General features: G+C 53.2%; 17 protein-coding genes. 15 read left to right on the plus strand and 2 right to left on the minus strand.

Translation table 11 applies throughout. The features are described 5' to 3' along the window. Positions 1 to 649 precede the first annotated feature (649 nt). The 15 genes from AC6RNO_RS21350 (at position 650) to AC6RNO_RS21420 (ending at position 21,862) form a co-directional block, all read left to right on the plus strand. A complete protein-coding gene (locus tag AC6RNO_RS21350; protein WP_474683369.1) occupies positions 650 to 970 on the plus strand; it encodes a cupin domain-containing protein in 321 nt (106 codons plus the stop codon). 446 nt (positions 971 to 1,416) lie between these two features. Continuing rightward, positions 1,417 to 2,193: a DeoR family transcriptional regulator gene (locus AC6RNO_RS21355; protein ID WP_497106670.1), complete on the plus strand. Its 777-nt coding sequence runs from the start codon at positions 1,417 to 1,419 to the stop codon at positions 2,191 to 2,193. Positions 2,194 to 2,236: 43 nt separating this feature from the next. Next, positions 2,237 to 3,724, plus strand: coding sequence for an ATP-binding cassette domain-containing protein (locus AC6RNO_RS21360; protein WP_497106671.1), 1,488 nt, complete (start codon positions 2,237 to 2,239; stop codon positions 3,722 to 3,724). Between the two features lie 1,083 nt (positions 3,725 to 4,807). After that, entirely contained in the window at positions 4,808 to 6,334 is a 1,527-nt protein-coding gene (locus AC6RNO_RS21365; protein WP_497106672.1) for an ATP-binding cassette domain-containing protein, read from the plus strand. A 21-nt stretch (positions 6,335 to 6,355) separates the two neighbouring features. Then, positions 6,356 to 7,393: an ABC transporter permease gene (locus AC6RNO_RS21370; RefSeq protein ID WP_474683373.1), complete on the plus strand. Its 1,038-nt coding sequence runs from the start codon at positions 6,356 to 6,358 to the stop codon at positions 7,391 to 7,393. A gap of 1 nt (position 7,394) precedes the next feature. After that, a complete protein-coding gene (locus tag AC6RNO_RS21375) occupies positions 7,395 to 8,390 on the plus strand; it encodes an ABC transporter permease subunit (RefSeq protein ID WP_497106673.1) in 996 nt (331 codons plus the stop codon). A 180-nt stretch (positions 8,391 to 8,570) separates the two neighbouring features. Then, a complete protein-coding gene (gene rhaS / locus AC6RNO_RS21380) occupies positions 8,571 to 9,617 on the plus strand; it encodes a rhamnose ABC transporter substrate-binding protein (protein WP_497106674.1) in 1,047 nt (348 codons plus the stop codon). Positions 9,618 to 10,226: 609 nt separating this feature from the next. Further along, positions 10,227 to 12,299 (plus strand): beta-galactosidase, encoded by a 2,073-nt coding sequence (locus AC6RNO_RS21385; protein ID WP_497106675.1) that lies wholly within the window; start codon positions 10,227 to 10,229, stop codon positions 12,297 to 12,299. A gap of 780 nt (positions 12,300 to 13,079) precedes the next feature. Next, a complete protein-coding gene (locus AC6RNO_RS21390; protein ID WP_497106676.1) occupies positions 13,080 to 14,843 on the plus strand; it encodes a histidine kinase in 1,764 nt (587 codons plus the stop codon). A gap of 6 nt (positions 14,844 to 14,849) precedes the next feature. Continuing rightward, the gene (locus AC6RNO_RS21395) at positions 14,850 to 16,397 is read left to right on the plus strand and encodes a response regulator (RefSeq protein ID WP_474683380.1); all 1,548 of its coding nucleotides are present in this window, start codon (positions 14,850 to 14,852) and stop codon (positions 16,395 to 16,397) included. 116 nt (positions 16,398 to 16,513) lie between these two features. Beyond that, positions 16,514 to 17,851, plus strand: coding sequence for an ABC transporter substrate-binding protein (locus tag AC6RNO_RS21400; protein WP_474683381.1), 1,338 nt, complete (start codon positions 16,514 to 16,516; stop codon positions 17,849 to 17,851). Positions 17,852 to 17,942: 91 nt separating this feature from the next. Beyond that, the gene (locus AC6RNO_RS21405) at positions 17,943 to 18,836 is read left to right on the plus strand and encodes a carbohydrate ABC transporter permease (protein ID WP_474683382.1); all 894 of its coding nucleotides are present in this window, start codon (positions 17,943 to 17,945) and stop codon (positions 18,834 to 18,836) included. Between the two features lie 12 nt (positions 18,837 to 18,848). Continuing rightward, positions 18,849 to 19,694: a carbohydrate ABC transporter permease gene (locus AC6RNO_RS21410; RefSeq protein ID WP_474683383.1), complete on the plus strand. Its 846-nt coding sequence runs from the start codon at positions 18,849 to 18,851 to the stop codon at positions 19,692 to 19,694. Between the two features lie 27 nt (positions 19,695 to 19,721). Beyond that, complete coding sequence (locus tag AC6RNO_RS21415; RefSeq protein ID WP_474683384.1) at positions 19,722 to 20,747, plus strand: glycoside hydrolase family 88/105 protein; 1,026 nt, start codon at positions 19,722 to 19,724, stop codon at positions 20,745 to 20,747. Between the two features lie 8 nt (positions 20,748 to 20,755). After that, complete coding sequence (locus AC6RNO_RS21420; RefSeq protein ID WP_497106677.1) at positions 20,756 to 21,862, plus strand: GDSL-type esterase/lipase family protein; 1,107 nt, start codon at positions 20,756 to 20,758, stop codon at positions 21,860 to 21,862. 100 nt (positions 21,863 to 21,962) lie between these two features. On the opposite strand, the gene AC6RNO_RS21425 is transcribed toward AC6RNO_RS21420, so the two are convergent. Then, on the minus strand, positions 21,963 to 22,754 hold the full coding sequence (locus AC6RNO_RS21425; RefSeq protein ID WP_497106678.1) for an alpha/beta hydrolase family protein: 792 nt from the start codon (positions 22,752 to 22,754) through the stop codon (positions 21,963 to 21,965). 889 nt (positions 22,755 to 23,643) lie between these two features. Then, on the minus strand, positions 23,644 to 24,207 hold the full coding sequence (locus tag AC6RNO_RS21430) for a nitroreductase family protein (protein WP_488435549.1): 564 nt from the start codon (positions 24,205 to 24,207) through the stop codon (positions 23,644 to 23,646). Positions 24,208 to 24,343 lie beyond the last annotated feature (136 nt).

Genomic DNA, 24,343 nt, shown 5'->3' on the forward strand with positions numbered 1-24,343 from the left:
ACGCCTTGTTCCGGAAACCGACGAAGCCTTCAAAAGGCCGTCAGAAGAAGCCGAAACGAGGACGCTCAAGAAACTCCCCAAAGAAGCACGTGGCGCAAAAGTTCGTGCTGACTAACGAATTCAACCAATAAATGATAGATTCCCTGAAAATGGTAACACTCCCTTACTCAAGAGGCCATCGACTTTTTAGCTCATTTGCCGGAAGTAACGAATGGAAAAATAAGTATCTAATAACTCAAAAAGAAACTTGTCCATTTTAATCCAGTTGAAGTTAGCTTCTTTGCAAAGCTAGTGCATTTTTGCAGCAATTTTTGCACGCGCTGTGGCGGGTGGGCGTACTATCTTCTGGTGCATCAGTTTTTTCAATAGTCTGGTTTTTATAGGTTTTTTGCTCAATGCCAATAGCGTGGTCGGCGGGCCGCTGTCGTGCAGCGAAACACCGTGCGCCGGGAGGTGCGTATAGTGGAACTAAGCGGACTCTGCGCGCGAGAGCTTATCAGTAGGCTGACGTCCACGGCGTCATGGGAGATTTTACAGGTTTTCTGCGGGTTTTCTGCACGCGCCGCCTGTGAGCGGGTTTTTCGGCAGTTTTTTCGTATGTCGGGTACAAAGGAAAGTATCGTTTTTGCACATGAGAGGAGCGATGGAAATGTCGAACATCGGAGTATGGGAACCGGCCGAGCCGGGAGTGAAGCGCTGTATTTTGAAGGCCGAAGGCGGCCTCATGATGATGGAAGTGCATTTTGAGCCGGGGGCGGAAGGGTACGAGCACAGCCATGTGCACGAGCAAATGTCCTACTGCCTGAAAGGTCGGATCGAGTTCAGAATCGACGGCACGGCGACGGTGATCGGGCAGGGGCAGTCCATTTACATACCAAGCGGGGCCAAGCATGGAGTGACGGCACTGGAATCGTCCGCGCTGCTGGATGTGTTCACCCCGGTCCGCGAAGATCTTGTAAAACGCGGTTAAATGCCGGATCGAACCGAACCGTTTAAGTATGGGACTTGACCACCGCCGTGCAGTACTGCAACGTACGCCGTGAGAGGGCACGCCCGGAGAGTTGATCCGAATTTTTGCGCCACCCGCAAATCATACAATGAAAAAACCGGTTTAACCGCCGGTTGCCGCATTCGCTTTTTTGGGCGAACAACATTGTGTGAGTTGGAGTGGCGCTTTTTTACCACATAAGAATGTTTAAAGTTCTTTGCAGCGCTAAAGCGTGAAGAACAGCATTCTTATTGGCGAATAAACCTACCTCTAAACGCGGTCGCTCATCTTCGAAAGACCTCGATAGAGGTTTATCTCATTGCGGCGAACCTATAGTGTGAACGACCGCTTTTATCAAACGAACGCAATCGATCCGAAATGTGATATAATAGAACATAACATGAACAAAACGTACAAGGAGCTGCACCATGTTTGCTATCGAACGGTTAAATAAAATCAAAGAACTGCTTTACCAGCACAAACGGGTCGATGTGGTCGAGCTTAGCGAGCTTTTTTCCGTGACGGAAGTGACGATCCGCAGAGATTTGGACAAGCTGGAACAGAGCGGTTTTCTGGTGAAAACATACGGCGGAGCGGTGATCAACGACAAGCTCGGCGCAGCCCGGGAGGCGGCTGTTTTCGAGGCGGACGATAAAACGATTGAAGAAAAGCGGATGATCGGCAAAATTGCCGCACAAATGATCGAGAACGGCGACGCGATCTATCTCAGTCCAGGCACGACTTGTCTGGAAATCGCCCGCAGCCTGAACGATAAAAAGGTGACCGTCGTCACGAACGACATGGTGATCGGCCTCGCCTTGAAAGACGCCGCAGGCGTCAAAGTGATCGTCACCGGCGGGGATCTCGTGCAGGCCGGTTCGACGCTGGTCGGGGGTTTTACGCTGCAGGCGCTCAGCGGCATTTACATCAACAAGGCGTTTGTCGGTGTCAAGGGTGTACATCGAGATGCCGGGTATACGGTTGGCAGCTACGAGGAAGCAATGATTTTACAAGAAGTTAAAAAAATTTCCAGCGAAATTATCGTCGCAGCCGATTACACGAAATTCAACCGGACCGGGTTTGCCAAGCTCGGCGACTTGACGATGGCCAAAAAGGTCATTACGAACAAGCAGGTGCCGTCCGAGTTCAAAACGTTTTTTTTCGAGCACGCCGTCGCTTTGTATACAACCTTTGAGCTGGAATAAACCGTACTGCACTTGAACCTTTTGAAGAAATGAGGCACGCAGGGTGAACAATTTTTTGGAAATGAAGGGCATTACGAAACGCTTCCACGACAACGTCGTTTTGAACAATGTCGCGTTGAGCGCGGGTGAAGGCCAGGTGCATGCGCTGATCGGCGAAAACGGGGCAGGCAAATCGACTTTGATGAAAATATTGGCCGGGCTGTTCCAGCCGGATTCCGGCGACATTTATATCAATGGCCGGCAGGTGTCGATCCAAAGCCCCAAACAGGCGCAAGAGCTCGGAATCGCCATGATCCACCAGGAAATCCGGCTGTTCCAAGATTTGAACATTGCTGAGAACGTTTTCATACGCAGGGAACCGGTGAAAAAATGGACCCGGCTGATCGATTGGGACAGCGCTTACAAAGAAACCGGTGAATATCTCAAAAAGTTCGAGCTGAATTTCCATGCGCGAACGCTTGTCAGCACGCTCAGCATCGGGCAGCAAAAGTTCGTCGAAATCATCAAGGCCTACTCGCAGCACGCCAAAATTATGATTATGGACGAGCCGACCGCAGCGCTGACGGAGCAGGAAATCGAACTGCTGTTCAACATTATTCGCGAGATGAAAAAGCACGGCATTACGATCATATATATTTCGCACCGGATCGAGGAGCTGCAGCGGATCGCCGACCGGGTTACGGTAATCCGGGACGGTGAAGTCGTCCAGACGTACGGCATCGGCGAAGTCGATCTGAACGGAATCGTCAAAGTGATGGCCGGCAAGGACGTGGCGGACCGCTATCCGAAGCTGAAGGTGAAGCACGGGGATGAAATATTGCGCGTAGAGAACGTCGGTTACAACGGGCGGATCGAGCATATTCATTTTGCCGTGCGGCGAGGCGAAATTATCGGGCTGACCGGACTGAGCGGCTCGGGCCGCAGAACGCTGGCGAAAGTGCTGTTCGGCATATACGGGCCTTTCGAGGGCGCGATCGTGCTGAACGGCAAAACGTTCACTTCCATGACTCCCCACCTGGCCAAAAAGCACGGCCTTTGTTACGTGACCGGGCTGAATTCGGAGGAAGGGCTTATCTCCAATTCGCCGATATCCGAGAACATCACGCTGACGAACTTGAAGCGGGTGTCCCAAGCCGGGTTTTTGAATCGCGAGAAGGAAGCCGAAGCTGCCAAAGATTTGGTGGAACGGCTGGAAATATCGGTCAGCGAGCTGGAAAACGTCGATAATTTAAGCGGCGGCAAGCAAAAAAAGGTCATTTTGGCCAAGTGGCTGTTCGCCAACGCGAAAGTGCTGATCATCGAAGAGCCGACGGCCGGCATCGATATCGGCTCGAAGATGGACATTTACAACATCATGAACGAGCTTGTGCTTGCCGGAGCGTCGATCATTATGATTTCGTCGGACCTGCCGGAAATTATGGGGATGTCCGACCGGATTATGGTCATGTACAACGGGCAAATCCGCAAAATCTTTAACCGCAACGAAGCGACGCAGGAGCATATTTTGTACTATGCCTCGGGCGGCAAATAAAGCGGTTAGCAGGAAACACGGCGCAGCGGGCGGGCTGCGCCGTGTTTTTTGTTGTTTCTGGCGCGGCTTGCCAGCCCGCAAGCTCTGCGTTCGCGCGACCGCAGGTGGTCGAACGACGCACCGCCCGCCGGCATGCAGCGCAGCACCGTCCGTTGACGGGGTGCTTACTGCCACGTTCAGAAAATCTGCGCAAGTCAGGCTGTTGAGAATCCACCAAAAGTATGACCTGAATGCCCCTCTCAGATTGTTGTAAATCGGCCCCCACGTAAAATTTAATCTGAGGGGAAATCCATTGGACTTTCAGTCGTGAGGGGCTGAATGCCTAGGATGAGCGGAAAAGCCTCAGTTTTACAGGCTGCCCGGAAGCCCACACGCCAGAGTTGGTCGCACAATCTGCCTGGTTGCACGAAGAAAACCTGCAAAAGTACAGTTTTTGCTCGATGGATACGTCCGCTGCGAAAAATTCCTGCAATTGTGCAGGCTTTTCGCCGCGAACATGGGCTCAGGTTCATTTTCACGGGATATTCCTGCACAATCGCAGGCTTTTCGCCAAAATGGACCATTTATAAGGAAAAAGCCTGCACTTTTGCAGGCTTTCTTCCTGACAAGCCGTTTTGTGCCCCACTTCAGCGCCACAATTATGTAGGAGTAGCGTGGGTTGGGGAAGAACGGCTATGCCCCTTATCAACTATCTGACATCTGCAGGGATTTTTCACTTTAGGCGTATCAACGAGCAAAAACTTGCGCTTTTGCAGGCACTCTCCGCATTGCCAAGCAGATGTGTTGTCTCCTAGTGTGGGGGTGTTAACAGCCTGCACGCAGTAGACCTGATTCTTTTCATTCTGAGGGTATCGTCTACGGCAGACGTTATGAGAGTTTTGCAGGTTTTCTGCGCATGGCCGGTGATTCGCCGGTTCCGGCGGACGGGGTGGACAATGTTCTTTTTGAGTTGAAACGAACATAAATGATCAAAAATGAAATCAAAAATTCAAAAAAGTTCTATTCATTTCAATTTTATCGTGTTATACTGTGTTTGCGAATACAGATGATGCGCTGAATAAGAAGGATAGGAGCAGGCCGCTTATGTCTGAGTTTATTTTGGAATTGAGAGCGATTACAAAGATGTTTCCGGGGGTTACAGCGCTCGATCAGGTGCAGTTCCAGCTGAGGCCGGGCGAGATCCACGCTTTGATGGGGGAGAACGGCGCCGGCAAGTCGACGTTTATCAAAATCATCACAGGGGTGCATGCCCCGGATGCGGGCGAGATGTACGTGAACGGTGAGAAGGTGCATTTTCACAATCCGAACGATGCGCGCAAGTTGGGAATTGCCGCGATTTATCAGCACGTTACCTGTTATCCGGATTTGAGCGTCACGGAAAATATTTTTATGGGACACGAAAAAATTCAAAAAAGCACCAAACGCATCCTGTGGAGCGAGATGCACGAGGAAGCGGGCAGGCTGCTCAAAGAGCTGGGCGCAAGCTTCGATCCGAAAACGCAGATGGGGGCGCTCAGTATTGCGCAGCAGCAAATCGTTGAAATTGCGAAAGCGCTTTCTACGAGCGCGAAAATCATCATTATGGACGAACCGACGGCGGCGTTGACCAAACGGGAGAGCGAGGAGCTGTACAAAATTGCCGAAAGGCTGCGGGACCGGGGGACGGCGATTATTTTTATCTCCCACAGGTTTGAAGACATGTACCGGCTGGCGAGCAGGGTGACCGTGTTTCGGGACGCGCAGTATATCGGCTGCTGGGGCATTCACGATATTACGAACGAAGAGCTGATCGTAGCTATGGTAGGCCGGGAAATTACGCAGCTGTTTCCGAAAAAGGAAACGAGACCCGGCGACGAAGTACTGCGCGTCGAGGGCGCGGGTCGGACCGGATTTTTCGCCGATATCTCTCTTGCGGTTCGGAGGGGCGAGATTGTCGGGTTGACCGGGCTGGTCGGATCGGGGCGCAGCGAGGTGTGCCAGGCGATATTCGGCATTCATGCTTTGGACAGCGGCCGTATATATCTAAAGGGAAAAGAAATGCGGATCAAAAGTCCATTGGAAGCGATGAAATCGGGAATCGGCTATTTGCCTGAGGACCGGCAGCAGCAGGGGCTGGTGCTGGAATGGGAAATCGGGAAAAACATCACGCTTCCGTTTATCGGCAAATTTTCGAAGCAGGGCTGGCTGAATGTGAACAAGGAAGCGGAAACCGCGAAGGCGCTGGCGGAAAAAGTAAGCGTCAAAGCGGGCAGCATCTTCGATCTGGTCAGCTCCCTGTCCGGCGGCAACCAGCAAAAGGTCGTCTTCGCCAAGCTGCTGACGGCGGATCTGGACGTCATCATTCTCGACGAGCCGACCAAGGGCGTCGATGTGGGAGCCAAATCGGCGATATACGAAATCATCGGCGAGCTGGCGGCGCAAGGCTACGGGGTGCTGCTCGTGTCTTCGGAAATGCCGGAAGTGCTCGGCATGTGCGACCGCATCGTCGTGATGCGGGAAGGCCGGGTGACGGCCACGATGGACCGCAAGAATGCGACGCAGGAAGCGATTCTTGAAGCAGCGATGACCGGCAATCCTGCAAATGCATCGATGCGCGCGACAGTCGGATAACGAACAAGAGGTGGGGGCATTATGGCTGAAAGTACGACAGCTAAAACAACGCTAAACGCGAGTCCGGGAAAAAAAGCGTCGATAAGCGCCGGCATAGCTAAATTCAGAGAGCTTGGGCTGCTTGGTTTTATTATTTTGCTGTCCATTGCCGTCCAACTGCGCAATCCGAGCTTTTTAACGTTGGAGAACGTCAATGATCTGGTCAAAAATACCGCGATTTTAAGCATCCTCGCCGTCGGCATGATGCTCGTGATCGTGACGAGAGGGATCGATCTTTCCATCGGCGCGACGCTCGCCCTCTCGGGGATGGTTGCTGCGCTGACGGTAACGTTTTATCCCGGGCTTCATCCGGTATTCGCGATTTTGCTCGGTACGTCCATCGGAGTTGTATGCGGTTTCATGTTAGGTTTTCTCGTAGCCAAAGTGGGTGTGCTGCCGATTATCGCGACGCTAGGGATGATGAACGTGTTCCGAGGATTGACGTATACGGTCAGCGGAGGCAAATGGGTCAGCGCCCACCAGATGCCGGAAAGCTTTAAAGCGATCGCCACGACTTCGGTTTTGGGCGTGAATACGCTCATCGTGATCGCCGTTTTGATCTACATCGTGTTCTATTATTTCATTAACCACACGAGAACCGGACGGCAAATTTACGCTGTGGGGAGCAACCCGGAATCGGCCAAAATCAGCGGCATCAACAATACGAAAATTTTGTGGCTGGTCTATACCGTTATGGGCGCTTTGTCCGGGCTTGCGGGCGTCCTGTGGGTCGCCAAGTTCGCATCGGCCCAGGGCGATACCGCGATGGGTTACGAATTAAGCGTCATCGCCGCTTGCGTGCTCGGGGGCGTCAGCATTGCCGGGGGCTCGGGCAAAATCGGCGGACTTTTGCTGGGCGCGATTCTCCTGGGCATTCTCAATAACGCGCTGCCATTGATCAACGTTTCTCCTTTTTGGCAGATGGCGATTCAGGGGACGATCATTCTCATCGCCGTGCTCATTAACGCAGTCGTAAAAAGAGGCGTGGACCGCAACCATCTCATGAGGAGGAAAATTTAACATGGCACAAACCCGCTTGCTGGGCGGCCGCAAACCGCTGCAAATCAAAAGCTTCTTTTTCCAATGGGAATGGCTGCTCGTCCTCATTTTTATTCTGGTCAACGTGATGAACGCTTATTTGTCCCCGTATTATATGAATATCGAAAATTTGCGCGATGCGACGATGAGCTTTCTTGACAAAGCTTTTATCGTGCTGCCGATGGTGCTGATTATGATTCTCGGCGATATCGACATTTCCGTCGCTTCGACGGTTGCGCTGTCATCCGTCGTTATGGCGGACTTGTACCACCGGGGAGTTCCGATGGAACTGGCCATCGTCATTTGCCTGCTGGTCGGGACGCTCTGCGGTTTGGTCAACGGCCTGCTGATCGTCAAGTTCAAGGAGCTTTCGTCCGTGATCGTGACGCTGTCGACGATGATTATTTATCGCGGTATCGCTTACATTATTTTGGAGGATCAGGCGAAGGGGCAGTTCCCCGACTGGTTCAGCTTTTTCGGCTGGGAATATATCGCCGGCATTCCGTTTATTTTGATCGCCTTCGCCTTCTTTGCCGTGCTGTACGGTCTGCTGCTGCATAAAACGACGTTCGGCCGCAGAATTTACGCGATGGGCAACAATATGACCGCAAGCCGTTTTTCCGGCGTTCAGGTCGATAAAATCAAAATCATTGTGTTTGCGCTCGCCGGCCTGATGGCTGCGATTACCGCTATTTTCCTCACATCGAGAATGGGCAGCACGCGGCCCAACGTCGCAACCGGCTACGAGCTGGACGTTATCGCCATGGTTGTGCTCGGAGGCATCAGCACGGCAGGCGGCAAAGGGAGGATGATCGGCGCGATTCTCGCCGTATTTTTGATCGGCATGCTCAGCTACGGCCTCGGTTTGGTGAACGTGCCCGCCCAGGCGCTGCTCATCATTATCGGTCTGCTGCTGATTGTCGCCGTGATGGTTCCCAAGCTTAAGCCGGCAAAAGGCCGGCTGCGAAAAGCGGCGTAACGTATTGCCGATATCAAACGGTTCAGGCGGAGCGGAAGGCTTTTGCGGCCTGCCGGTTAAGCGGCGGGCTTTATTGCCGACGATTCAAATATACAGTACATAGGTATAGTATATTAAGCTTGTGGTGACTTCGGCGGCCTGAACCGATTTGCATATATCCAATTAAAGGGAGGACAAAAAATGAAAAAGCTGGTTTTCACCTGTTTGACCTCGGTTTTGGCTTTATCGCTTATTGCAGGATGCGGGGGTGCGGCACAGCCTGCCGATGGAAGTAAAGGAGCGGGCGCAAACGGCGGTAAAAAGAAATTCGCCATCGTTTTCAAAAATACGGGGAACCCTTTCGGAGAGAAGCAGATGGAGGGCTTCAAAAACGCGATAACGGAGCTTGGCGGGGAACCGATTCTGAAAGCGCCGGATCAGCCGACCGCCGAAGCCCAGATCAAAATGATCGAGGAGCTCATTTCGCAAAAAGTCGATTCTATCGCCATAGCGGCGAACGATCCGGATGCGCTCCAGCCCGCTTTGAAAAAAGCGATGAACGCGGGCATCAAAGTGCTTTCCCTCGATTCCGCGGTCAATGCGCAAAGCCGGCTCGTGCACGTCAACCAGGCGGACCCCGAGCGGATCGGCCGCGTGCAGGTGCAGGCGATTTCCGAAATGATCGGCGGCAAAGGCGAAATCGCCGTGCTGAGCGCTACCTCGCAAGCGACGAATCAGAATGCCTGGATCGAGTGGATGAAAAAAGAGCTGGAAGATCCGAAATACAAAGATATCAAGCTGGTGAAAGTAGCCTATGGCGACGACTTGCGGGATAAAAGCGTTTCGGAAACCGAGGCGCTGCTCAAATCTTTTCCGAATTTAAAAGGCATTATCGCTCCTACGACCGTAGGTATCGCAGCCGCGGGCAAGGTGTTAACCGACAAAGGGCTGAAAGGTAAAGTGTTCCTGACCGGGCTCGGACTGCCCAGTGAAATGGCCGAATACATCGATAGCGGCGTCTGTCCGTGGATGTATTTGTGGAATCCGGTCGACGTCGGCTATTTGGCCGGATATGCGGCTGACGGGCTTGTGAAGGGAACGCTTACGGGCAAAGTCGGTGAGAAGTTTGTGGCCGGCAGACTCGGAGACAAACAAGTGATCAAAGACGGTGAAGGCACGCAAATCATGTTGGGCGATCCGTTCAAATTCGACGCGAAAAATATCGCCGAGTGGAAAAAGGTGTATTGACCGTAAGCGGCAGCGGCAAAATCGCCTAGACGTGGACGGTCAAGGAAGAATACGTCCGGTTGCACTGGCATCCGTGGCCTGCAGGGCTGGCGAAAGCGCCTCGCCAGCCACAGGCGTCCTGCAAAGCCCGCGAAATCGGCCTGCCAGCCACAGGCGTCCTGCAAAGCCTGCGAAATCGGCCTGCCAACCATCCGCCGCCAGCAAAAGCCTGCGAAAGTGCAGGCTTTTGTGCCGGAAGCGGCCCGTTTTTGGAAAAAGCCTGCGATTGTGCAGGAATTTCCCGCCATGAAGGCCTGAGCCTTACATTTTGGCGAAAAAAACTGCACATTTGCAGGAATATTCCGAAACCAGCGCATCAAGGAGCAAAAAGATGTACTTTTGCAGGTTTTTTGCGCATGCCGATGATTTTAGCCCTTAGTGCCGGCGCTGCGAAAACTCCATCCGCATGAAAAAAAACATCAAGCATATCGGACGCGCCCCAAAAGATTCTTTTAGCGTAGAATTTTACTGATTATCATAGCTTTATCGGGTAGGCTCGGGCGGGAATTACGTTTATTATGGAGATAGTTTGTCTTTCTAAGCCATTTATTCCCTAATAGAGGTGATAGCATGCCGCAAAAATTCCCGCCCGTCAGCTCCAAACTGCCTGTTTTTATGCATGGAGCGGACTATAATCCCGATCAATGGCAGCACGATCCGAAAGTTTTGGAAGAAGATATCCGCATGATGAAATTAGCCAAATGCAACGTTATGGCGATCGGCATATTCGCCTGGTCGGCCCTTGAGCCGGAAGAAGGCGTGTTCACCTTCGAGTGGCTTGACCGCGTTCTGAATACGTTTGCCGCGAACGGTATTTATGCCTGGCTGGCAACGCCGAGCGGGGCCAGACCGGCCTGGATGGCGGAAAAATACCCGGAGGTGCTGCGCGTCGGCAGCAACCGGGTGCGAAATTTGTTCGGCGCCCGCCACAATCATTGCTACACTTCACCGGTTTACCGGGAAAAGGTCGACTTGATGAACACCAAGCTGGCCGATCGGTATGCGTTTCATCCGGCGGTTGTCGGCTGGCATATATCCAATGAGTACGGCGGAGACTGTCACTGCAATTACTGCCAGGACGCGTTCCGCCAGTGGCTGCAGCGCAAATACGGCACGCTGGAAGCTTTGAATGCGGCTTGGTGGACGGCTTTTTGGAGCCACACCTATACGAGCTGGTCGCAGATCGAATCGCCGGCTCCGCATGGGGAAAATCTGGTCCATGCGATGAATCTGGACTGGAAGCGGTTCGTCACCGATCAGACGGTCGACTTTTGCCGCCGGGAGATTGCGCCGCTCAAGGCGAAAAATGCCGATCTGCCCGTCACGACCAACCTTATGGACGCTTACGAAGGCCTTAATTACTGGAAATTCAAAGATGTGCTCGATGTTATTTCCTGGGACGCTTATCCGACCTGGCACGACGCTGCGGATCAAAGCGATCTGGCGGCCTGGTTCGCGCTCAATCACGACATGTTCCGTTCGATCAAAGGCGGCCGGCCCTTCCTGCTGATGGAAAGCACGCCTAGCTTGACGAACTGGCAGCCGGTCAGCAAGCTGAAGCGTCCGGGCATGCATTTGCTCGCTTCGCTGCAGGCGGTAGCCCACGGCTCGGACTCGGTCCAGTATTTTCAGTGGCGCAAAAGCCGCGGAGCGAGCGAAAAGCTGCACGGCGCCGTAATCGATCATGCCGGCCACGAGCATACTCGCGTGTTCCGGGACGTGGCGGAAGTCGGCGGTGCGCTTGAGAAGCTGGCGGAAGTTATCGGAACCGCCGTCCCTGCGGAAGCGGCGATTATTTTCGACTGGGAGAACCGCTGGGCGGTCAAAGATTCGCAAGGTCCGCGCAACAAGGGAGTGAAGTACGAGGAAACGGTTCTCAGCCATTACCGGGCGTTCTGGGATCAGGGCGTTCCTGTAGACATCATCGATATGGACTGCGATCTGGCAAAATACAAGCTGGTTGTTGCGCCGATGCTTTATCTGGTGCGCCCGGGCGTGGGAGAACGGATCGAGCAGTTCGTTCGGAACGGCGGAACGTTCGTCGCCACTTACTGGTCGGGCGTCGTGGATGAGAACGATTTGTGCTTCCTTGGCGGATTTCCGGGCCCGCTTCGCCAAACTTTGGGCATTTGGTCGGAGGAAATGGACGGTCTGCACGATCATGATACGAACAGCATCGTGTTTCAGGAAGGCAATCCGCTGCGGCTGACAGGCACATTTGAAGTGCGTGAATTGTGCGAGCTCATTCATACGGAAGGTGCGGAAGCGCTGGCGGTGTACGGAGACGACTTTTATGCGGGGCGTCCGGCTGTAACCGTCAACCGGCTTGGCAGCGGCAGGGCGTACTATATCGCTGCCCGCGCGGAAGCGTCGTTCAACCGCGCTTTTTACGGGCACATATTCCGCGAAGCCGGGGTGAAACGCGCGTTGGAAACGGATTTGCCGGAACAAGTAACTGCGCAGGTTCGCACCGACGGGGAGCATGAGTACGTCTTCGTCATGAACTTCGGCAAAACCGGACAGGCAGTCGAACTGGATGCGGCGACGGCGGTATACACCGACCTGCTGTCTGCGGGAGAAGTTCAAAACAGCTTGACGCTGCCACCGTACGGCGTCCGTGTTTTAAAAAGAGCCCGCCCATAAGGAGGGCGGCTGGTTACACGCGCTGCGGCGCTGCGTTTCCGCTTGGTCCAGCTCGGTCCGGCCCTGTTCGGCTTAGGAGAACACGCCCGCTAGAACTGCTATCGCCCGGCGGCGCAGAGAAAGCCTGCAAAAGTGCAGGCTTTCTCCGCGAAAGCGGCTCGTTTTGGCGAAAAGCCTGTGATTGTGCAGGAATTTTCGGCTAAAACGAGTCTGAGCCCATATTTGCTGCGAAATGCCTGCACAATTCGCGCTGCCCGAGCAAGTCGCGGCACTCTGTGAGGGCTAGGGGAACGAGTGTGGGTGTGCGCTTCTCCTGGTGCAGGTCATGGAACTACGCAACTGGGCAGAAAGCAGCTTGTTAGAGAGAAAGCCTGCGAAAGTGCAGGTTTTTTCTGTGAAATTGGCTTGTTTTGGTGAAAAACCTGCAAAAGTGCAGGAATTTTTGCTGAAAGTGTGCACGAGTGCATGTGTTCGGTGAAAAGCCTGCACTTTTGCAGGAATTCTTCGTAGATAGCTTTCAAGGACGCAAATTCATGTATTTTTGCAGGAATTCTCCGTGAAGCCAGGCAGATTGTGGGTATCGCTGCTGACGCGGGGGTTTTTCAACAGTCCGCACAATCGCAGAAATATTCGCTGTTAGCGTATCGAGAAGCTGTCCCTTAAGTCATTATAATGACGAAGGGGCGGCATTTTTTTTCGTTTTAAAGGAGAAATCTCCATGCATCGCGAACCAATCTTCTATGATTCGACACACTTATGACAGAAACGTGGTGGTTAGGGATGAAATTCTGGATTCAGAACCGGCTGCTGGAAATTCGGGCTTGGCGCATTACGACAAAGCTGTTTCTTTTGATCACGGTCAGCATGCTGCTCAGTTCGGGCATTTCCTTTGCAGGTCTGCAGGTTGCCTATTCGACTTACGACGAGCAAATTTACCAGAAGTCCTCGCAGGTGCTCAATCTTTCTTCCACGCTCATTGAGAATGAGCTGAGCAAAATCGAGCGGCTTACTTTTAACGTCATGTCGGACGTGCAGATCCAGCAGGATTTGGCGGTTATGAACGGCAACCCTTCCGAGTACGACCGGATTCAGGCGCGCACAAGGCTTGTCGACCGGCTCGTGCAGTATATCAATACGGAGACGTATATCGTGTCGGCCGATATTTTGGATACGGGCAGCGGCAGTTTTTCCAGCGGGAATTTGATAACGTTTTCAAGCGAGCGGCAGAAACAGGTGCTGGATGCGGCGAACCTTCATGTCGGCAGCCTGGGGTGGGTTTTTCCCGATGATGAGGATTACAGCCTGATCGCTTCGAGGCAGATCCGCTCGTTTAATAACCTGGAGATGAAAAAGCTGGGGGTGCTCGTCGTCAGAGTGAACCTGGAAAAAATCGTCGACAGGCATGCCGGCGAGGCGGTGACGAGAGAAGGCGAGATGCTGATCGTCTCGGGCAATAAATTAGTTTATCCGCGCACGTCCGGCATGAGCTCCCTGATCGGCGATTCGAGCCCCGCTGCTTTAAAAGGCTTCCGGATTATCGACGACGGGGGAGAGAAATATTTTGTCTCGCATATTCACTCGGATTATATGGGCTGGACGTATTACAATACGATTCCTTTTCAAAAAATTTTCCACCGCATCATTATGATGAAAAATGTGATGATCGCCGCGTTCATCGTCAGCTTCCTGCTCGTGGCCGGCTTCGGAATCGCCATGGCGAGAAGCATTACGCGGCCGATCGAAAGTCTCATTGCGAGCATGCGCGGCCTGCAAATCGGCGACCTGGAAAATTCGGACTTTCCGCTGAAAGCGCCTCCGGATATGCAGATGGACGAGGTCGGGCTGCTGTATCGCACGTACCGGATGATGATTTTGCGCATTCAGGAGCTGATTAAAGAAAACTACACGAAGCAGCTCATGATCCGAGAGACGGAGTTTCGCTCTTTGCAGGCGCAAATCAATCCGCATTTTTTGTACAATACGCTGGAGTCGATCAACTGGATATCCAAGATGAACGGGCAGACGCAGGTGTCGCAAATGGTGGAAGCGCTGGGCTTTTTGCTGCGTTCTTCGATCAACATAAAGCAGGACATGATTACGGTCGGAGCCGAGCTGGAGCTTGTCCAGCACTATGTGACGATTCAGAAAGTCAGATTCGAGGAACGGCTCGACTTCGGCATGTCGGTTCCGGATGAGCTGAAAAGCTGCGGCATACCGAAGCTGACGCTGCAGCCGCTGATGGAGAACGCGGTAAAGTATGCGCTCGAAGTGAAGCTGGAGCCGTGCGTGATCCGAATTGCTGCCAAAGAAGTCGGCGAAGCGCTGGAAATAACGGTCGAGGACAACGGGCCGGGGATCGATGAGCATTATTTGCAACAAATTATGAACGGTGAAAAGAAGTCGAAAGGAACCGGAGTCGGCCTGAAAAACATCGACGAGCGGATCAAAATCGCTTTCGGGGAGCAATACGGGATCCGGATCGGCAACAGAGAAGAAGGCGGAGCTTGTGTCACTGTTCGAATACCATGTATGAAGAGGGGGTAGCCGTTTATGTATAAAGTTTTGCTTGTTGACGATGAACGCATGATTTTGGAAGGAATTTCTTCGATTGTCGATTGGAGATCTGCGGAGACGCAATTGGCGGGAACGGCGCGCAACGGGATTGAGGCGTATTCGTTCGTAAGCGAGCATGCGCCCGACATCATTATCAGCGACATCCGCATGCCGGGCATGGACGGGCTGGAACTGGTCGCGAAGGTGAAAGAAACGCATCCGCGCATCCGCTTTATTATGCTGTCCGGCTTTGACGAGTTTGAATACGCCCAGGCTGCGATGCAGTATGGGGTCAAGCATTATTTGCTCAAGCCCTGCAACGAGAACGCGATCATTGCTTCGCTAAAAGAAATCGCCGGCGAGTTCAGGCAGGAGGAGAGCAAGGAAGATTTTATCCGCTCGATGAAGGACAATATGCGCAAAGTGCTGCCGCACGTGAAAGAGCAGTTTTTGAAGGAGTTTGTCATGAACAAATCGTATGGCAGCCGCGAATGGGAATATTACAGCGAGCTCTTCGGGCTGCAGATCGGCGGCAAGGTGCGGTTCATCGTTTTTCGGCTGGAGGGCAAATTCGAGTACGAGCATCTGTTTGCGGTGAAAAATATCGCCGAAGATTTGCTGGAAGATTCGCTGCTCAGCTCGACGGTCGGAGAACAGGTGCTGATCGTCGTCAAAGACCGGGAGGATATCGGGCTTTTGCACAAGCAAATCGGCGAAGTCAGCCGTATTTTCAAGATGTACTACAAGCTGGAAACGACGGTGGCTTTGAGCGAGGCCGGCGATATGGCAGATGCGAGACGGTTGTATCTGCAGGCGCTGGAATGTTTGGGGCACCGGTTTTATTTGGGCGAAGGCGGGCTCATTACGATGCGGGATATCCCGGATTCCGCGATGCTGCGGGGCGGCGGTTTCGTCCATGACGAGGACCGCATTTTGTTTCCGGTCCGTACGGGGAACTGGGAGGAGGCGGGCGCGGAAATCGACCGTTTTTTCGACAATTTGCTGAGCTCCCGCATGGATATCCAAACGACGAAATCGTACGTCCTGCAGCTGTATATTTCGATGGCGCGCTTGTGCTCGGAGGAACAAATGGTCGAGTACATGAACCATACGGTCCGGTTCGCGCAAATGGAAACGCTTCAGCAGAGCATCGCTTTTCTCAAATCGATCGCCAAAGAAATTACGCAGCTCAATTACGAGCGCAACCGGACGAAATATTCGGTCATTATTCAAAAAGTGATCGCGATCTTGAACGAGCGGCTCGGCAACCCGGAATTGTCTTTGAATTGGGTGGCGCACCAGATGCTGTACATGAACCCGGACTACCTCGGCAAATTGTTCAAAAAAGAAACAGGGGAAAAATTCTCGAATTATGTCGTTAAATTGCGCGTCGCCAAGGCGATGGATATGATTAAAAATCAGGACGACGTAAAAATTTTTGAGCTTGCCGAGCAGCTTGGATTCGGAGACAATCCCCAGTATTTCAGCCAGGTTTTCAAAAAAATAGCCGGCTGCGCGCCTACCGAGTATAAAAGAGGGTATTAACGAATGATCACTGTTTTTTAAACAAACATGGCGGATTATTGCATTCATCTTGTGTCTTATTTTGTTGATAATAAAGATGCAGAACAGGTACTTAAGTTTGAGGGGGATGAATCAAGATGAAACGTAAAGCGTTTACAACCATCGTATCCGCGGCTATGCTGATCTCGGCAATCGGCTGCAGCAATGGCGGCAATGCAGGCAATGCGGGCGGAAGTCCCGGTGCTGCAGCAACGCAGGCTCCCGCAGCGACGACAGCCGCCAAAGGGGATGTCAAGCTGAGATTTGCTTGGTGGGGAGGTCAGGCGCGGCACGATTATACGCTGAAGCTGATCGAAATGTACCAGCAAAAAAATCCGAATGTAAAAATCGACGCCGAGTACTCCGGGTTTGACGATTATTGGAAAAAGCTCGCTCCGCAAGCGGCGGCTAACCAGCTTCCCGATATTATCCAGATGGACATTTCCTACTTGAGCCAATACGGCGGAAAAGACCAGCTGGAAGATTTGACCGCTTTGACCAAAAGCGGAGTGATCGACACCAGCGCGATGTCGGAGTCGGCCGTCGGTACGGGGAAAGTGAAAGACAAGTTGTACGGCATCCCGACCGGCGTTAATGCGATGGGCGCGATCTACGACGCCGATATGATCAAAAAAGCGGGCGCGACCTTCGATCCGAACAACTGGTCCTGGTCCGATCTGGATCAGCTCGCCAAGAAAATGAAGGAACAGGGCAAGCTGCTCGACCATATGCGGTACGACGTATTTTTCCCTTATTATTTGCGTACGCAAGGCCAGCATTACTTTAACAACGATGGTACCGGACTCGGGTATACGGACAACAAATATTTCATCGATTATTGGACGCAGTACAAAAAATGGTATGACGCAGGCTACATGGATACGCTGGACAAAATAGCGCTTTCCAAAGGAACGCCTGAGGAAAATCCGGTTGCGCTCGGCACAGGCTTTATGACGATGGCTTGGTCGAATCAGTTCATTCCTTTGCAGGGAGCGGCGAAACGGCCTTTGATGATCGGCGGATTGCCGGGGCCGAACAGCAAGGAAGGGCTGTACATGAAGCCGAGCATGCTGCTGTCCGTCGCCAAAAGCTCCAAGCAAAAAGAAGAGGCGGCGAAATTCATCAACTGGTTCCTGAACGATCCGGAAGCGAACAAAATCATTAAAGGCGACCGCGGCATTCCGCTGTCCAGCAAGGTGAAGGAGGCGATGAAGCCTACTTTGAAGCCTGAAGAAGTGCAGGTGTACGACTATGTAGCCTGGGCCGAGAAAAACAGCAGCCCGATGGATCCGCCGGACCCTGCGGGCGCGGCCGAAGTAAGCAAACTGCTCAAAGACGTTCAGGATCAAATGCTGTTCAAAAAAATTACGGTCGAAGAAGGCGCCGCCAAGTTCCAAAAAGAAGCGAACGCCATTCTCGCCAAAAACAAGAAATAAGCTGACATTCATGGATCGGTAGACGTGAACGGGGGGGCGGCCGATGGGCCGCCCTTCCGGCATAAACATAGCGGAGGAGAGGAGTGGTTCGATGAAATCGCTGCTGAAAGAAAACGATCATGTGGTCGGATACGTATTTATTCTACCGTTCATACTGGGCTTCCTGATTTTTACGGTGTATCCCATACTCTCGTCTCTTTATTTCTCATTTACGGAGTATGACCTGCTTTCAACGCCCAGATGGGTCGGCTTCGCGAATTACCAGAAGATGTTTACCGAAGACGACAAAATTATCCAATCGCTCGAAGTTACGCTGACCTACGTGCTGACTTCGGTCCCGGCCCGTTTGATTATCGCGCTGCTCGTAGCGATGCTGCTGAATGTGGCGGCGCGGGGCATCGCCATTTACCGGGCGACGTACTATCTGCCTTCACTGATCGGCGGAAGCGTGGCCGTTTCGATCATGTGGCGGCAAATTTTCGGGGACAAAGGTCTTGTGAACGCACTGCTCGGCATGGTCGGGATCGAAACGAACATTGCTTGGATCGGGTACCCGGCCACGGCGCTCGGCACACTGATTTTGCTCTCCGTCTGGCAGTTCGGTTCGTCCATGCTGATCTTCCTGGCCGGCCTGAAAAATATTCCGGCAACGTACTACGAGGCGGCGAGTGTGGACGGCGCGGGGCCGTTCCGCAAGTTTTTCAACGTCACGCTCCCGCTGCTGAGTCCGATTATTTTGTTCAACCTGATTTTGCAGACGATTTCCGGCTTCCTGACCTTTACGCCCGCCTACATCATCTCCAACGGCGAGGGCGGCCCGCTCGGGCATACGCTGCTGTATTCGCTTTACTTATTCCACCGCGCGTTCGTCTTTTTCGAGATGGGCTATGCGTCCGCGATGGCGTGGGTCATGCTGCTCATTATCGGAATCATTACACTCGTTATTTTCAAAACATCCAAGTATTGGGTTCATTATGAAAACTAGGAGGCGTTTGACATGCGGATTCAATCCCAAAGCTTGAGATCGGTCTTGTATCACGTTTTCGTGTGCGCAATCGCCCTGGTTGCCTTGTATCCGATACTTTGGCTCGTTGCCAGCTCGCTCAAGCCTAACGATGAAATTTATACGACAGCGGGAAGCCTGATTCCGAGCCGCCTCGAATGGAGCAACTATGCTAAGGGCTGGCAAGGCTTTGCGGGCACGACCTTCACCACGTTTATGAAAAACTCGTTTATTATCGTCATCATTTCGACCGTCGGCGCCGTCATTTCCTCGGCATTGGTCGGCTACGGCTTTGCCCGCATCCGCTTTTTCGGCAGCAAGCTGTGGTTCGGCGCGGTCATGCTGACGCTGCTTTTGCCGCAGGACGTCACGATCATTTCGCAATACGTACTGTTCGCCAAAATCGGCTGGCTGTCCACGTTTAAACCGTTGATCGTTCCGCAGTTTTTCGGAATTCCGTTTTTTATTTTCCTGATCATCCAGTTTATCCGCACGATACCGCCGGAGCTCGACGAGGCCGCCAAAATGGACGGCTGCAGCAAATATGCGATCTTTTACAAAATTATCGTTCCATTGATCGTTCCGGCTTTAGTGACATGCGCCATCTTTTCGTTCTACTGGAGATGGGATGATTTCTATACGCCGCTGCTCTATTTGAATGACCCCAAACTGTATCCGGTTTCGCTTGCGCTTAAATTATTTTTGGACAATGATGCATTGAACAACTGGGGCGGTATGTTCGCGATGTCGACACTGTCGCTTGTGCCGATTTTCATCGTGTTTGTCGTGTTCCAAAAATATATCGTCGAAGGCATCAGCACAAGCGGGCTCAAAGGATAACCGAAAATGAGAGGAGAAATGACAGAGATGCCAGCACTAGATTTTGATCCGCAACAAATTCGGGAAGTGATTGACCGCGTCGTCCGGCGCACGTTCCGCATGGACTTCAATTGGGATTGGCCGGGTGGCGTAGCCTTTTACGGAGTTACCGAAGCTTATGAAGCGACGGGAAATGAAGAGTATTTGCACATGCTCAAGGAATGGGTCGACGAAAAATTGGAGGATGGGCTGCCGAAGCTGTCGGTCAACGGCATTTCCATCGGCCACTCGCTGCTGACGCTGTACAAGGCGACCGGCGAAGACCGCTACATCGAGATCGCCACGCAGATGGCGGAGTTTTTGAAGCATGACGCGGAGCGGTTCGCGGAAGGCGTGTTCCAGCATACCGTTAACTCGGAGTCGTATAACTTCCCGCAGCAGGCATGGGTGGATACGATGTTTATGGCCGGTTACTTTTTGCTGCGGATCGGCGCGCTGCTGAACCGGGAAGATTATTTGGAAGACGGTCTCAAGCAGTATCACGGCCACGAAAATTATTTGCAGGATATGTCGACGAACTTATACTACCACGGCTGGGACCACATCGCGCAAAATCATATGTCGGGCATGTTTTGGGCCCGCGGCAATTCCTGGGCGGCGATTACGATGGCCCGTGCGCTCGGCATCGTCCACGTGACGCACCCGTCGTTCATGATTATCGAAGGCTCGCTGCGCGACCAATTAAGCGCTCTCGTCCGATTGCAGGATGAAAGCGGCTTGTGGCACACCGTGCTGACAGACCCGACCTCCTACCCGGAAACGTCCGGCTCGGCGGGCATCGCAGCGGCATTGCTCGGAAGCGGAGGGCTGTACAACAAATACATCAACAAGTCGATTCGCGGAATACTGTCGAAAATTTCGGAGGACGGCACGGTGACCGGCGTTTCTGCGGGAACGGCCGTTATGCGCGATATCGACGGCTACAGAGGGGTTCCGTACAAGCGGATTCAGGGCTGGGGCCAAGGGCTCGGACTTGTGTTCCTCTCGTCTTTAATCAACCACAAAGATTGGTAGTGTGAACCATGACCGCTCTATATAAATTTGATTTCGGGCCGGGAACCGTCGAGGAAGGGTATACTCAAGTTCTGGATAGCACACTTTATACGCAGGAACGGGGGTACGGCTTTCTGGATACGACCCGCGTTTACTCGCGCGACAGAGGGAAGCCGGATGCGCTGCGCGGCGACTTTTGCATTCCAGCCGGCGCCGTGTTTGCCGTCGATGTTCCTGACGGCAACTACCGGGTTACCGTAACGATGGGCGACTTGATCACGCCCACCTGCACGGGAATTAAAGCGGGCATGGGCCGGCTGATGCTGGCGAATCTGGAGACGGCGGCGGGCGAGTTTGCCGTCGTTTCCTTTACTGTGCATGTTCAGGACGGCTGCCTGAAGCTGGCTTTTTCCGGCGCGGCCCCGCGGGTCAACGCCATGGAGATCGCGCCCGCGAAGCAGGCGGCAACGCTGTTCCTGGCGGGGGATTCCACCGTCACGGATCAGCCGCCTGAAGGCTATCCCTATGCGGGCTGGGGGCAGATGCTGCCGCTTTTCTTTAAAGCGGACGCTGCCGTCGCGAACTACGCGTACTCCGGCCGAAGCTCGAAAAGCTTTATCGACGAAGGGCGTCTCGATGCGATTTGGCGGCGTATTGCACAGGGCGACTACTTGTTCATTCAATTCGGCCACAACGATCAAAAGCAGGACGAAGAGCGGCATACGTCCCCATTTACGACGTATAAGCAGCATTTGCAGGCGTACATCGACGGTGCGCGGCAGCGGGGGGCGATCCCGGTTCTGGTCACTCCGGTACACCGGCGCTTTTTTGCCGCCGACGGCACCTTGATCGATACGCACGGCGATTACATTACGGCCATGAAGCAGCTCGCCGAAGAAGAGAACGTCCTGCTCATCGATCTTGGGGCCAAAACAAAAGCTTTATATGAAAAGCTTGGCCCCGAGCCATCGAAATCGCTGTTCCTATGGGCGTTTCCCGGCGAATTCCCGAATTTCCCGCGCGGCGCGGAAGACAATACGCATTTCCAGGAGCTCGGCGCGATCGAAATCGCCAAGCTCGTAGTCGAATGCATCAGAGAGCAAAACATCCAGCCGCTCGTTCTGTTTTTGCGGTAATCATCCGCGTGCGAATCCGGAGATCTCCATTTTGTTCGAGGGAACAAGTGGAGGTCTTTTTTTTGTTCCATAATAGTAAAGGGAAGCAAGTGTGTATATGTCAATATGAATTGGACAAAAACGCTGCAGTAGCTTCAAACGCTTCCTCCAAATAAGGCGTAGTCCCGTTCAACGGGTGCGACACGCCGAAGGTATGATCCGCTCCCTGAATTTGCACGAAAGATTGGTGCGGAGCTATGGTGCGATTCGTCCGGAAAGCGCTCAGCAGCCGGTCCGAATCGTCGCCGCCTTGTACGAATAACACGGGGACAGCCAGTTCGGCCAGCACGCTGCGAATATCAAACCGGTCTTCGTTGTTCGCCAGGTCTTCAAAAACGGCGAGCTGCCGGGCGCTCCAGTCAGTCTTTTCCCCTTCGGGAAGCTGGGGGCTCGCCCCGCCGTTCCACACGGTCACGGCGCGGATTTCCGGATGCTCGGAGGCAAACACGAGATTGCTGATGCCGGCACGGCTGTGTCCCCACAGCGCGATTCGGTTCAGATCCGCCTGCCTGGCATGAGGCAGCCTGCCGGATACAAGCTCGGCCAAAACGATGCCGAGGTCGGCAAGTTCCGCGGATATCGTGGATACGGCCGCCAAAAGCTTTTCATCGGCGCCGGATTTCCCGGCATACACGCGGGAGAAATCAAAGCTTACCGTGTAGTAGCCGCGCAGCGAAATTTCTGAAGTGACACGGGGCCAAAAGCCCCACTCTTTGAATCCTTGAAATCCGTGGCTAGCGATAAGAACCGGTTTGGCCAATCCGTCGTCCAGCAGCTGTACATTCCCCTGTATACGCAGGCCGTCACCAAGCTCAATCTCAAACGCCTCGGAAATAAGCAATGTTTCAACCATCGTCCTGTAAGCCCCCTTCATTGGTCAAATGATGAAAAAAGAAAAGACACACGATCGCTCGGACAAGGCGGGCGATCATTGTGTCTCCGGTGAACCGGTGGCAGGCCATCGATGGGGTATAGATGCGAATTCCAATTGTAAAACTTGGATATAAAAGATGGTATCACCGCAGTCAGGCGCTGTCAAGCGAAACCGTCACCAGGCTGTATATGTGCGAGCCCGCCGTAAACCATCGGATGCATCGAGCTTCAGGTGCCACCCGCGATCCGAGCACCTCGCAACGACGCAAAACATCGTTCGAGCAGAGAATCCGCGCCTAGGTCCGCCTGAGCCGATGTAACCATCGGATGCATCGAGCTTCAGGTGCTACCCGTTCGACCGAGCACCTCGCAACGATGCAAAACATCGTTCGAGCAGAGAATCCGCACCCAGGTCCGCCTGAGCCGATGTGCATCAAGCTCCAGGCACGGCCCGGGCGTCTGAGGACGAACCCCCGCCGCAGAATGCCTGCAAAAGTACATCTTTTTGCTCCTTACTGCTCCGGATTTGTATTATTCCTGCAAATGTGCAGGCTTTTTCGCTCAAATTCAAGTTTTGGCCCGTCGGGAGCGGGAATTCCTGCACAATTGCAGGTTTTTCCGCCAAACGAGCCGCTATCTTGGGAAAAACCTGCACTTTCGCAGGCTTTTTCGGCTGGCAAGCCGTTGTTTTACGGCGCTGCCCGGCACTTTGCCAAACGGGCTCCGCATACTCTACTTTAAGCTTGTCCGAACCGGTTGAGCTGATTTTTCATGTTTGTGTATGGGAGGGGGAGACGTGCAACGCCGATTCCCGCGATTAGCGAGCAGCTAACGGCGCTTCAACGGTTTTTATCGCCCGTTACTTTGTTTCACAAGTACGTTGTCTTGTCGCGGAACGAAGTGCGCGCTGTCGGCGGCGTCTCTGCGGCCGGATAGCCGATGAACAAAGTGCCGACGATTTTTTTGTTGTCGGGCGAGCCGATAAGTTGATGCATGCGCTCGTCCCGCACGAGCCCGATGCCCCGCGTCCGCCAGACGAGTCCGAGCCCGAGTTCCTGAGCCGTCAGCCACATGGAATGAATGGCGCATGCCGCCGCATATTCATTATCTTCGGAGGACGCTTCGTCTCCGGGGATCAAGTCGGCCGTTACGACGATGACGAGCGGCGTGTTTTCGAGAACGAGCAGCGATTCTTTGACCAAATGAGGTTTGGTCGGGAACCGCTCCTCGAGAAACTGTTTGGCTATCGTCTCGTACCGGGACTTCGCTTCCCCGCGAATGACATAAAAATGCCACGGCTCCCGCAAGCGGTCGTTAGGCGCCAGAACGGCGGCTTCGAGCAGCGTTTCGATTTTGGAGTCTTCCACCTCGCGGGCTTCGTAGTTGCGGACAGCGCGGCGCTGTTTTAAAGCATGGATGATTTGTGCGGTCATTGCGATCCAATCTCTCCCTCTATGAGCTCAACATTTTTCAATATCGGCGTTTCATGTTATTCTAGTATTCTACCATATATCGCCTTCATTGCCGTATTGACTTTCGCGATAACTTTTTGTAAGTTGAATGCATCCT

It is taken from the genome of Paenibacillus sp. sgz302190, from assembly GCF_059820445.1.